Origin of the sequence: Mycobacterium sp. UM_CSW (assembly GCF_000455205.1) — a bacterium.
GTDB lineage: Bacteria > Actinomycetota > Actinomycetes > Mycobacteriales > Mycobacteriaceae > Mycobacterium.
This window is the reverse complement of record NZ_AUWQ01000051.1, coordinates 26,997-39,170: the sequence shown is the minus strand read 5'-3', so window position 1 is coordinate 39,170 and position 12,174 is coordinate 26,997. Positions and strand designations below refer to the sequence as shown.

The 12,174-nt window shown below is 72.8% G+C and carries 8 protein-coding genes and 1 pseudogene; all 9 read right to left on the bottom strand.

Translation table 11 applies throughout. The features are described from left to right. The coding region (gene ftsZ / locus N415_RS18275) for a cell division protein FtsZ (protein ID WP_068184969.1) at positions 1-931 on the bottom strand (931 nt) is incomplete at its 3' end. Between the two features lie 251 nt (positions 932-1,182). Then, a complete protein-coding gene (locus N415_RS18270; protein WP_068184967.1) occupies positions 1,183-2,115 on the bottom strand; it encodes a cell division protein FtsQ/DivIB in 933 nt (310 codons plus the stop codon). Continuing rightward, positions 2,112-3,581 (bottom strand): UDP-N-acetylmuramate--L-alanine ligase, encoded by a 1,470-nt coding sequence (gene murC, locus N415_RS18265; RefSeq protein WP_068184964.1) that lies wholly within the window; start codon positions 3,579-3,581, stop codon positions 2,112-2,114. The genes N415_RS18270 and murC overlap by 4 nt, the downstream gene beginning before the upstream one ends. After that, complete coding sequence (murG, locus tag N415_RS18260; RefSeq protein ID WP_068184961.1) at positions 3,578-4,768, bottom strand: undecaprenyldiphospho-muramoylpentapeptide beta-N-acetylglucosaminyltransferase; 1,191 nt, start codon at positions 4,766-4,768, stop codon at positions 3,578-3,580. Before murG ends, murC begins: the two co-directional genes overlap by 4 nt. Continuing rightward, positions 4,765-6,278 (bottom strand): annotated as a pseudogene (gene ftsW, locus N415_RS18255) (putative lipid II flippase FtsW); the annotation flags it as partial. The pseudogene ftsW and the gene murG, both read right to left, overlap by 4 nt. Positions 6,279-6,455: 177 nt before the next feature. Beyond that, a complete protein-coding gene (gene murD, locus N415_RS18250; protein WP_068184955.1) occupies positions 6,456-7,907 on the bottom strand; it encodes a UDP-N-acetylmuramoyl-L-alanine--D-glutamate ligase in 1,452 nt (483 codons plus the stop codon). A gap of 1 nt (position 7,908) precedes the next feature. After that, on the bottom strand, positions 7,909-8,988 hold the full coding sequence (gene mraY / locus N415_RS18245; RefSeq protein ID WP_068184952.1) for a phospho-N-acetylmuramoyl-pentapeptide-transferase: 1,080 nt from the start codon (positions 8,986-8,988) through the stop codon (positions 7,909-7,911). Further along, on the bottom strand, positions 8,985-10,514 hold the full coding sequence (gene murF, locus N415_RS18240; protein WP_068184948.1) for a UDP-N-acetylmuramoyl-tripeptide--D-alanyl-D-alanine ligase: 1,530 nt from the start codon (positions 10,512-10,514) through the stop codon (positions 8,985-8,987). The genes mraY and murF overlap by 4 nt, the downstream gene beginning before the upstream one ends. After that, positions 10,511-12,031, bottom strand: a complete 1,521-nt coding sequence (locus N415_RS18235; RefSeq protein WP_068184945.1) for a UDP-N-acetylmuramoyl-L-alanyl-D-glutamate--2,6-diaminopimelate ligase — start codon at positions 12,029-12,031, stop codon at positions 10,511-10,513. The genes murF and N415_RS18235 overlap by 4 nt, the downstream gene beginning before the upstream one ends. Positions 12,032-12,174: the final 143 nt, after the last annotated feature.

The following is a 12,174-nucleotide window of genomic DNA, read 5'->3' as shown; positions in this document are numbered from 1 at the left end:
CGGCGGCGATGACGGTGACGCGCACCTCGTCGCCCAACGAGTCGTCGATGACGGTGCCGAAGATGATGTTGGCGTCCTGATGGGCGGCGTCCTGCACCAGCGAGGCGGCCTCGTTGATCTCGAACAGGCCCAGGTCGCTGCCGCCGGCGATCGACATCAGCACGCCCTGGGCGCCCTCCATCGACGCCTCCAGCAGCGGCGAGTTGATCGCGATCTCGGCGGCCTTGAGCGAGCGGCCCTCGCCGCGGGCCGAGCCGATGCCCATCAAGGCGGTGCCCGCGCCGGACATGATGCCCTTGACGTCGGCGAAGTCGACGTTGATCAGGCCGGGCGTGGTGATCAGGTCGGTGATGCCCTGGACGCCGTTGAGCAGCACCTCGTCGGCGCTGCGGAACGCGTCCATCAGCGATACCGCGGCGTCGCCCATCTGCAGCAACCGGTCGTTGGGGATCACGATCAGCGTGTCGCAGCTTTCCCGAAGCGCGGCGATGCCGCTTTCTGCCTGATTGCCGCGCCGCTTGCCCTCGAAGGAGAACGGCCGGGTGACCACGCCGACGGTCAGCGCGCCCAGCTTGCGGGCGATGCTGGCCACGACGGGCGCCCCGCCGGTGCCGGTGCCGCCGCCCTCGCCGGCGGTGACGAAGACCATGTCGGCCCCGCGCAGCAGCTCTTCGATCTCGTCCTTGGCATCCTCAGCGGCCCGGCGCCCGACCTCCGGGTCGGCTCCGGCGCCCAGCCCGCGGGTGGAGTCGCGCCCGACGTCGAGCTTGACGTCGGCGTCGCTCATCAACAGCGCCTGGGCGTCGGTGTTGATGGCGATGAACTCCACGCCCTTGAGGCCCTGCTCGATCATCCGGTTGACGGCGTTGACGCCGCCGCCACCGATACCCACAACCTTGATGACGGCCAGGTAGTTGTGCGGGGGGGTCATCATTACTTCTTCCTCCCTGGTGGGACTCGGTGTGTCCGCTTGGCAAACCCTCAACCTCAACCATAGAGTTAGAGTTATGTCAAGTAGTTCCGCGCAAACAGAACGGTATGGGTCAGGCGGGCGCTAATCCCGCAGGCGCGCCGACGCGCGGCACGCAAATTTTTCCTGCTTCTGCGCCGAGCGTCACGCCAGCGTGGCATTCGGCGCCGAGCGTCACGCCAGCGTGACGCTCGCGAAGAGAGCCCGCGCGGCTACTTCACGGTCGGCAGATCGGGGCTGGACACGTCGTAGGTCCGTCCCGGCTGGGTCAGCAGCGCGGCCAGTTTCTCGGCCTTTTCCTCGGTGCGGTCGGTGGTCCCCCAGATCACCACCCGGCCGTCGTTGAGTGTCAGCGTGATCGAGGCGACCGACGGCGCCGCGATCCGGCCCACCTGGCCCGAGACCTCTGGGCGCAGCGCGATCAGCACCTGCAGCGCGGCCTTGGTCGCGGGGTCGCTCGGGCCGGGGTCGGCGACGTCGATGTAGGGCAGCGCCGGGGGCGGCGGGGCGGTCGCGAAGTCGACGCCGTCGCGATCGAACAGGTGCGGGCCGTCCGGAAAGTCCTTCACCACCAACGGCACCCGCTCCACGATCGTGATGCGCAGGGCTGACGGGTACTGCCGCTGCACGCGCGCGCTGGCCACCCGCCGGATCGCGGCCACCCGCTCGGCGACCTGGTTGGTGTTGATCTGCAGCAGCGGCGTGCCGGGCCGCACCCGCGCCGCGTCCAGCACCTCCTCGCGCGTCACCGTGCCGGTTCCGGTGACGACGATCTCGCGCGCCGACATCGCGGGCGTGAAGTACAGCACCAGGCCCAACCCGACGCCGACGACGGCCACCACCACGCTGATCAGCAGCATCTTCAGCCCCCGCACCACGCCGCGGGCGGGTCTGGGTTGATTGACGATGCGCCCGCTGGCCTGGCGCTTGGCCTCCCGGCGGGCCTCCTCGATGGCCCGGGCGCGCGCCTGCGCCGCGCGACGCTCGGCCCGCTCCCGGCGGGCCCGCCGGCGCGGCCCCTCGAACTCGGCCGGATCCTCGGCCGCGGCCTCGCCTTGCTGACCCGTCGAGAGCGGTTCGGTGATCACGCCGTCGGCGGTGTCAGCGCCGGGCTCGGGCGGGCTGGCCTCGTTCGGCTCGGTCATCGCGGTATCCCCGGCCGGCCCGGCGCGCTGCGATTGGCCCGCAGCCGCAGCGCGGTCACGATCTCCGGACCCAGCAGCGTCACGTCGCCCGCACCCATCGTGACGACGACGTCGCCGGGGCCGGCGGCCTCGGCGACCTCCCCGGCGACCGCGGAGAAATCCGGCAGGTAGCGCACCGGCACGCTGACGTGCTCGGCGACGCTGGCCCCGCTGACGCCGGTGAGCGGTTGTTCGCGCGCGCCGTAGACGTCGAGCACGAACACCTCGTCGGCGGCGTCCAGCGCCTGACCGAACTCGGCGGCGAAAGCCTTTGTGCGCGAATATAAATGGGGCTGGAACACCACGATGGAGCGGCCGTCCCCGCTCTGCTCGAGGACGGTGCGGACTGCGGCCAGCGTGGCGGCGATCTCGGTGGGGTGGTGGGCGTAGTCGTCAAACACCCGCACCGCCTCCGGGCCGGTTCCCGAGGTCCCGACCAGTTCGAAGCGGCGCCGCACGCCCTCGAATCCGGCCAGCCCGTCGAGCACCTCGTCGGCCGACGCCCCGATCTCGAGCGCCGCCAGCAGCGCGCCCAGCGCGTTGAGCGCCATGTGCCGCCCGGGCACCGACAGCCGCATCACGCGCGGGTGCTCCTCGCCCGCGAGCTGGATGTGCGCGACCGCCTCGATCCCCTGCTGCTCCCACGACAACAGCCTGGCGGCCAGGCCGTCCCCCGCGGAGCCGTAGCGCAGCACCCGGATGCCCAGCTCGGCGGTGCGCTCGGCCAGCGCCGCCGCCCCCGGGTCGTCGGTGCACACGACCAGCGCTCCCCCGGGCGCGAGCCGCTCCACGAACGCGTCGAACACCTCGACGTACGCGTCGGCGCTGCCGTAGAAGTCCAGGTGATCGGTCTCGATGTTGGTGACCACCGCGACGTTGGGCGTGTACTCGAGCAGCGAGCCGTCGCTCTCGTCGGCCTCGGCGACGAAGCAGTCGCCGCTGCCGTGATGGGCGTTGGTGCCGGCCTCGCCGAGCTCGCCGCCGACCGCGAACGACGGGTCGCGCCCGCAATGCTGCAGGGCGACGATCAGCATCGACGTCGTCGTCGTCTTGCCGTGCGTGCCGGTGACCATCAGCGTGGTGCGCCCGGCCATCAGCTTGGCCAGCACGACGGGCCGCAGGACCACCGGGATGCCGCGCCGGCGCGCCTCGACGAGCTCGGGGTTGGTCTTCGGGATGGCGGCGTGGGTGGTGATGACCGCCGTGACGCCGCCCGGCAGCTGATCCAGCGACGACGCGTCGTGGCCGACGCGGATCAGCGCGCCTCGTGCCCGCAGGGCGTGCAGGCCGCGTGACTCCTTGGCGTCGGACCCGGAGACCAGCGCGCCCCGGTCCAGCAGGATGCGGGCGATGCCCGACATGCCGGCTCCCCCGATGCCGACCATGTGCACCCGCCGCAGCTCGGGCGGCAGCTGCTCGGCGGTCACCCTCGCCTCCGCGCCGCGATGTCCAGCGCCGCCTGGGCCACCCGTCGCGCCGCGTCCGGGTGTCCCACCCGCGCGGCGGCCGTCGTCATGGCCGCCAGCCGCGCCGGGTCGTTGAGCAACCCGCCGGCCTCGCGGGCCACCAGGGCAGGGGTCAGGTCGGCGTCGGCGACGATCATGCCGCCGCCGGCGTTGACCACCGGCAGCGCGTTGAGCCGCTGCTCGCCGTTGCCGATCGGCAGGGGCACGTAGATGGCCGGCAGGCCGACGGCCGACACCTCGGCGACCGTCATCGCCCCGGATCGGCAGATGGCCAGGTCGGCCGCGGCGTAGGCCAGGTCCATCCGGTCGAGGTAGGGCACCGCCACGTAAGGCGGATCGCCCGGCTCGGGCGTGCGCAGCTCGAGGGTGTTCTTGGGACCGTGGGCATGCAGCACGGACACGCCGGCGGCGGCCAGGTCGGCGGCGGCCGCCGACACCGCCCGGTTCAGCGAGACCGCGCCCTGCGAGCCGCCGAACACCAGCAGCACCCGTGCGTCGTCGGCGAAGCCGAAGTGCTGGCGCGCCTCGGGGCGCAGCGCGGCGCGGTCCAGCGTGGTGATGGTCGCCCGGACCGGCACACCGACCACCTCGGCGCCGCGCAGCCCCGAATCCGGCACCGCGGACAGGATCCGGTCGGCCGTGCGCGCGCCGACGCGGTTGGCAATGCCGGCCCTGGCGTTGGCCTCGTGGATCACCACCGGGACCCGGCGCCGAATGCCGGGGATGCCGCGGGCCGCCAGGTACGCCGGCATCGCCACGTAGCCGCCGAAGCCGATCACCACGTCGGCGTCGACGGCGTCGAGCACCGCGCGGGTTTCGCGCACGGCGCGCCACACCCGCGGCGGCAGCCGGGCCAGGTCACCACTGGGCTTGCGCGGCAGCGGGACCGGCGTGATCAGCTCCAGGTGATAGCCGCGCTCGGGCACCAGCCTGGTCTCCAGCCCACGGCGGGTGCCCAAGGCGGTGATCCGGACGCTCGGGTCGAGGGCGCGCAAGGCGTCGGCGACGGCCATGGCGGGCTCCACGTGCCCGGCCGTCCCACCACCGGCCAGCACGACCGACACGGAATCAAGGGCCGATGATGCAGCACCGGCGGGCGAGGGGCTTGCCCCCAGCCCGCCGGCCGGCTGTTTGATCGTGCCGTTCACCCGTAACGCTGACCTTCCAATGCGCGAGTTCGCCGTGCCTTACGCTGGCCGGCGCCCTGGCTGGCGTAGCGCTGGCCAGATCCATGATGCCCTCCCCGCCCGCGGGCGCCGCCCCCAGACTGGCGCGTCGGGCGGGCGGCCTTTCGTCCCGCGGCCCCCCGCACCGAGGCGTCGGCGGCGCGGGGCGCCTTGCGCGCGGGCGCCTTGGGCGCCTTGCCGGCGGCCGGCGGTCCCACCTTCTTGCGGTCGCGGAACGCCTCGATGCGGCTGGGCACGTACGGCTGGGGCAGCGGCAGCCGCAGCAGCCGGGTCACCTTGTCGTCGCGGCCGGCCCGCAGCGCGGCCACCGCCTCCGGTTCGTGCCGGGCCGCGTTGGTCATGATCCCGATCATGAAAAGCGTTGCGGCCGTGGATGTTCCGCCGGCGGAGATGAGCGGCAGCTGCAGGCCGGTGACGGGCAGCACGCCGATCACGTAGCCGATGTTGATGAACGCCTGCCCGAGGATCCACATGGTCGTGGTGGCGGTCAGCAGCCGCAGGAACGGGTCGGCCGAGCGGCGCGCGATCCGCATCCCGGTGTAGGCGAACACCCCGAAGAGGGCCAGCAACCCGAACGCGCCGATGAAGCCGAGCTCCTCGCCGATGATCGCGAAGATGAAGTCGTTGTGGGCGTTGGGCAGGTAATTCCACTTGGCGACGCCCTGGCCGAGGCCGTCGCCGAAGATGCCGCCGTGGGCCAGCGCGAACTTGGCCTGCCGGGCCTGATAGCCGGTGTCCTGCGGGTCGTTTTCGGGGTTGATCCAGGACCGCACCCGGTCCGAGCGGTACCCCGCGGACATCGCCAAGACCGCGCCGGCCATGAAGACGGCCAGCAGCGAGGTGACGAAGACCCGCAGCGGCAGCCCCGCGTACCACAGCAGGGCGAGCAGGATGATGCCCAGAGACACCGTCTGCCCCAGGTCGGGCTGGGCGACGATCAAGGCCAGGGCGATGACCGCGGCCGGGACCAGCGGGATCAGCATTTCGCGCAGCGAGGCCCGCTCCATTCGCCGGGCCGCGAGCAGGTGGGCGCCCCAGATGGCGAACGCGATCTTGGCCAGCTCGGAGGGCTGCATCGAGAAGCCCGCGATCACAAACCACTTGCGCGAGCCGTTGGCCAGGTTGCCGATCCCGGGAACCAGCACGAGCACCAGCAAGATGATCGTGATGAGGTAGCCGGTGAAGGCCACCCGCCGGATGAAGCGCACCGACACGCGCATCGCGACATAGGCGGCGACCAGCCCGATGATCGTCCACAGCACCTGCTTGCCGAAGATCACCCACGCCGACCCGTCGGCGCCGTACGAGCGCACCCCCGAGGCGGACAGCACCATGATCAGACCGAGCGTGGTCAGCAGCCCGGTGACGGCGATGATCAGGTGAAACGACGTCATCGGCCGGCCCAGCCAGGCGCCGAACCGGCCGCGCAGGCCGGCCGGCAGGGCGGCGACCCGGGCCTTCACGCCTCCTGCGCCGCCCCCGGCCCTGGCGTTCGGCGGATCGGCGGTTTCGAAGACGTCCGTCGCGTCCTCGTCGATCGAGGCGTCGGCAGCGTCGTCGGCGGCCGCCTCGTCCCGCTCGGGGGTGGCGGCCTGTTTGCTGGACTTGCCCCGGCGCAGCCGCCGGGTCAGCGCGTTTCCCACAGCGGCTACCGGATCGCCGCGCGGACGGCGGCGGCGAACGCGTCGCCGCGGGCGGCGTAACCGGTGAACTGGTCGAACGACGCGCCGGCGGGTGCCAGCAGCACCGTGTCGCCCGGCTTGGCGAGGTCCCGCGCCGCGGCCACGGCCGCGGTCATCACGCGAGCGCCGAGGTCGCCGTCGGAAGGTCTCACTTCTGTCACAGAAGCATCAGGAACCACAGCAGTCGCATCCATATCAGCATCCTCGCCTGTCACAACGTGGACGACGGGGACATCCGGCGCGTGTCGCGATAACGCCTGTGCAACCTCCGCGCGATCTCGGCCGATGAGCACCGCGCCGACCAGCCGCGATGCGACCCTGGCGACCTCGGCGTCCACCGATGCGCCCTTCAGCAAACCGCCGGCCAGCCACACCACCCGGGGGTAGGCCAGCACCGACGCCTGCGCGGCGTGCGGGTTGGTCGCCTTGGAGTCGTCGACGTAGGTGATCCCGTCGGCGACGGCCACCACCTCGGCGCGGTGCCGGCCGAGTCGGAACGAGGAGATCGCCGCCCCGATGGCGTCAGGCGGCACGCCGACGCTGCGGGCCAGGGCCGCGGCGGCCAGGGCGTCCAGCACCCCGACCGGGCCGGGCACCGGGATCGATTCGGCCGGCAGCAGCGCCAGGTCGTCGGCGAAGGCGCGGTCGACCAGCATTCCGTCGCGCACCCCGAGTTCGCCCGCGGCCGGTTCGCCGAGCCGGAAACCGGCCCGCACCGGCGCGGCCGCGGCGTCCAGCAGCGCGGCGGCCCGGGCGTCGTCCAGCCCGACGACCGCCACCCGGCCGTCCAGCACCCGGGCCTTCGCCGCGGTGTATTCGGCCATGGTGGCGTGCCAGTCCAGGTGGTCCTCGGCGATGTTGAGCACGACGCCGGCCTCGGGCCGCAGCGAGGGCGCCCAGTGCAGCTGGAAGCTGGACGCCTCCACGGCCAGCAGGTCGGCGGGCCGGTCCAGCACGTCGAGCACCGGGTCGCCGATGTTGCCGCACAGCACGCTGTTCTTCCCGCCGGCGACCAGCATCGCGTGCAGCATCGACGTCGTCGTGGTCTTGCCGTTGGTCCCGGTGACCACCAGCCAGCGGCGCGGCGGGCCGTAGTGGCCGGCGGCGTCGAGCCGCCAGGCCAGCTCGACGTCGCCCCAGATGGGCACGCCCGCCGTCGCCGCGGCGGCCAACAGCGGCGTGGATGGCGAGAAGCCGGGACTGGTCACCACCAGGGCGTAGTCGGCGACCCTTTCGGCGGCCGTCGACGTCGTCGCGGTCGCGACCCCGCCGTCGGCGAACCGGCGCAGCGTTTCGGGGTCGTCGTCGCACAGGGTGGGGACGGCACCGAACCGGGTCAGGGCCGCCAGCACCGCCTTGCCGGTGACGCCGCCGCCGGCCACCAGCACGGGCGCGCCCGGCGCGAGCGGGTCAAGCACGTCAGGCTCCGATCGTGGCCAGCCACTCACCGTAGAACAGGGCCACGCCCAGCCCGCAGGTGATCGCGGTGAGCAGCCAGAAGCGGATGATCACCGTGGTCTCGGCCCAGCCGACCAGTTCGAAATGGTGGTGGAAGGGCGCCATCCGGAACACCCGGCGCCCGGTGGTGCGAAAGGCCAGGATCTGCAGGACGACGGAGGTGACCTCGGCGACGAACAGCGAGCCCAGCACGACGGCCAGGATCTCGGTGCGGCTGGTGACCGAGAGGCCCGCGATGATGCCACCCAGCGCCAGCGAGCCGGTGTCGCCCATGAAGATCTTGGCCGGCGCGGCGTTCCACCACAGGAAGCCGATGCAGGCGCCGGCGGTGGCGGCCGCGACGATCGCCAGGTCCAGGGGGTCACGCACGTTGTAGCAGCCGAGGCCGGGCGCGGTGACGCACGCGTTGCGGTATTGCCAGAAGGTGATCAGCACGTAGGCGGCGGTGACCATGGCCATGCACCCGGCGGCCAGCCCGTCCAGGCCGTCGGTGAAGTTGACCGCGTTGGACCAGGCGCTGACGACGATGACGCAGAACAGCACGAACAGCCCGGGAGCCAGTGTGACGGTGGCGATTTCGCGTACGTAGGACAGGTTCGCGCTGGCCGGTGTGAGGCCGTTGGGATTGCGGAACTGCAACACCAGCACGCCGAAGAGCACGGCGGCGACGATCTGCCCGACCGTCTTGGCCGTCTTGTTCAGCCCGAGGTTGCGCGACCGGCGGATCTTGATCAGGTCGTCGAGGAAGCCGACGAAGCCCAGCACGGTGGCCAGGCCCAGCACCAGCAGACCCGACGCGGAGATGCCCTCGCCGTCGAACGCCAGGCCCGCCAGGTGGGTGCCCAGGTACCCCGCCCAGATGCCGGCCAGGATCGCCACGCCGCCCATCGACGGGGTGCCGCGCTTGGTGTGGTGGGTCGGCGGGCCGTCCTCGCGGATCTGGTGACCGAAGCCCTGGCGGGTGAACAGCCGGATCAGCGCCGGGGTCAGCAGGATGGACACGGTCAGCGCGATCGCGACCGCGATGAGTATCTGTCTCACGGGCGCGCCCCGGTGTCGGCCGCCAGCGCTTCCGCGAGCGCGCCCAGGCCGGCGGCGTTGGACGCCTTGACCAGGACAACGTCACCGGGCCGCAGCTCCGCGCGCAACAGGGCCAGCGCAGCGTCGCCGTCGGCGACGTTGACCGAGCCTCGCTCACCGGAACCCCACGAGCCTCCTGCCCCTTCCAAGACCGCGCCGGCGTGCATGGCGCTCATCGACCTCCCGGTTCCGACGACAACGAGTCGAGACACATCTAAGCGCACGGCGAGCCGGCCGATGCGGTCGTGCTCGGTGATCGCGTCGTCGCCGAGTTCGGCCATCTCGCCCAGCACGGCCCAGCTCCGGCGCTTTTGGGCCGGGTCGGGCCCATTGGCGATCCAGGCCAGCGCCTGCAGCCCGGCCCGCATCGAGTCGGGGTTGGCGTTGTAGGCGTCGTCGATCACCGTGACGCCGTCGGCGCGGGTGGTCAGCTGCATGCGGTGGCGCGACACCGGCCCCGCCCCGGCCAGCGCGTCGGCGACCTGCTCGATGCCGGCGCCGCATTGCAAGGCGACCGCGCCGGCGCACAGCGCGTTGGTGACCTGGTGGTCGCCGAACACGCTGAGTTGTACCGGGGCGGCGCTGTCCATCGCGTGCAGGGTAAAGCGCGGCCGGGCCAGTTCGTCCAGCGACACTCCATCGGCCCACACGTCGCTCGGCCCTCCGTCCGTCTGGCTCGCGCGGCTGACCCGGACCACCCGGGCGGTGGTGACGTCGGCCATCGCCGCCACGGCCGGGTCGTCGACGTTGAGGATCACGACGCCCGACGACGGAACGGCTTGCGGTAGCTCGGATTTGGTTCGCGCGATGGCCTCCCGCGAGCCGAATTCGCCCAGATGGGCGGTGCCGACGTTGAGGACCACGCCGATCGCCGGGGTGGCGATCTCGGCCAGCGCGGCGATGTTGCCGGGGTGCCGCGCCGACATCTCGAGAACGAGGTAGTCGGTGCGCCGCGTCGCGCGCAACACCGTCCAGGGGTGGCCCAGCTCGTTGTTGAACGACCCCGGCGGGGCGACCACCTCGCCGAGGGGCGCCAGCACGGCGGCCACCAAGTCCTTGGTCGAGGTCTTGCCCGACGAGCCGGTGATTCCGATGATGGTCAGCCCGCCGGCGACCAGTTCGGCCGCCACCGCCCGGGCCAGCTTGGCCAGCGCGGCCAAAACCGCGGCGCCCGAGCCGTCGGCGTCGTGCTCGAGCACCCCGGCCCGGGTGTCGTCCGCCCTGGTCGGGGTGACGACGATGGCGGGTACCCCGACCGGACGCGCGGCCAGCACCGCCACGGCCCCGGCCGCGATGGCCGAGGGTGCGTGATCGTGGCCGTCGGATCGCGCGCCGGGCAGCGCCAGGAACAGCCCGCCCGGGCCGACGGCGCGCGAGTCGAACTCGACGGTCCCGGTGACGCGCAGTTCGGCGGCGTCCTCCGGTGTGATGTCCGCCAGTGTGCCGCCGACGATTTCGGCGATTTGCGCGACGGTCAGGTCGATCACCGGCGGGCCTCCAACGCGCGGGCCAGCTCCACCCGGTCGTCGAACGGGCGGGTCTCGGTGGCCCCCTGCTGCCCGGTTTCGTGGCCCTTGCCCGCGACCAGCACCACGTCGCCGGGGCCGGCCCAGGCCACCGCGTGTTCGATCGCGGCCCGGCGGTCGCCGATCTCGACGACCTGCGCCGAGCCGCCCGCCGTCCCGGAAAGAATCTCCCGGCGGATGGCCGCCGGATCCTCCCGGCGCGGGTTGTCGTCGGTGACGACGACCAAATCGGCCAGCTCCGCGGCGATTTCGCCCATCGGGGCCCGCTTGCCCGGGTCGCGGTCGCCGCCGGCGCCGAACACCACCGCCAGCCGGCGCCCCGGACCCGCCAGGGCGGTCAGGACCGCGCGCAGCGCCTCGGGCTTGTGGGCGTAGTCGACCAGCGCGAGGAAATCCTGGCCGCGGTCGATCTCTTCCAGCCGCCCGGGGACGCGGGTTTGCAGCAGCCCCGGGGCCGCCTGCTCCGGGGAGACGCCCACCGCGTCCAGGATCGCCAGCGCCACAAGGGCATTCGCGACGTTGTAGTGGCCGGGCAGCCGGATGCCGACGCGGTGGTGCACGCCGGCGGGGTCCACCGCGGTGAACTCTTGGCCCCCCGGGCCCATCGGCGCGACGTCCACCGCGCGCCAGTCGGCGGGTTCGCCGGCGGCGCTGACGGTAATCGGTTCCTCAGCGCGGGCGGCCATCGCGCGACCGGCGTCGTCGTCGATGCACACGACGGCCCGGCGGGCCCGCAGCGGTGACCCGGGGTCGAACAGCGCGGCCTTGGCCTCGAAGTAATCGGCCATGGTGGGGTGGAAGTCGAGGTGGTCGCGGGACAGGTTGGTGAACGCGCCCACCGCGAACCCGGTGCCGTCCACCCGGCCCAGGGCCAGCGCGTGGCTGGACACCTCCATGACCACCGTGTCCACCCCCTGTTCGGCCATCGCGGCGAGCATCGCCTGCAGCGCGGGGGCCTCCGGGGTGGTCAGCGCGCTGGGGATGTCGGCGCCGTCGACGCGGATGCCGATGGTGCCGACCAGCCCGGCCGTCCGCCCGCCGGCACGCAGGCCGGACTCGACCAGATAGGTCGTGGTGGTCTTGCCGGACGTTCCGGTGATGCCGATGACCGTGACCTCCTCCGACGGGTTGCCGTACACGGCGGCCGCCAGGCCGCCCAGCACGCCGCGGGGCGTGGGGTGCACCAGGGTGGGCACGGTCGCGGCCGCATCGCCCATTTCGGCGACCCCCGCGGCGTCGGTGAGCACCGCGACGGCGCCGCCGCCGATCGCGTCGGCGGCATATCGGGCGCCGTGCGTGGCCGAGCCGGGCAGCGCGGCGAACAGGTCGCCGGGCCGCACGTCCTGCGCGCGCAGCGTCACGCCGGTGACCGGGACGTCCGGCACCGCCACCCCGTCGGCCATCACCGCGCCGACCCGGGCCGCCAGCTCGGGCAACCGGACGCCGGCGCCGGCGCTGGGGCGCAAACCTGTGGACACCGAAACACCTCCCGTCCACCCGCGTGGTCCTTTTGATCGGCCATGACACCCTACCGAGGGGCGCGCTGGTCAATTGAGTGTGCGTTCAGGGCCTTCAGTGTGCGCCGAGGGCGTGATTCGGGCCGGGATCCCGCCCAGCGTTC

What these genes read in the sequence shown, in the direction of transcription:
- N415_RS18270 (WP_068184967.1), bottom strand. Translation starts at nt 2,115, where the DNA reads ATGACCGAGCCGAACGAGGCCAGCCCGCCCGAGCCCGGCGCTGACACC.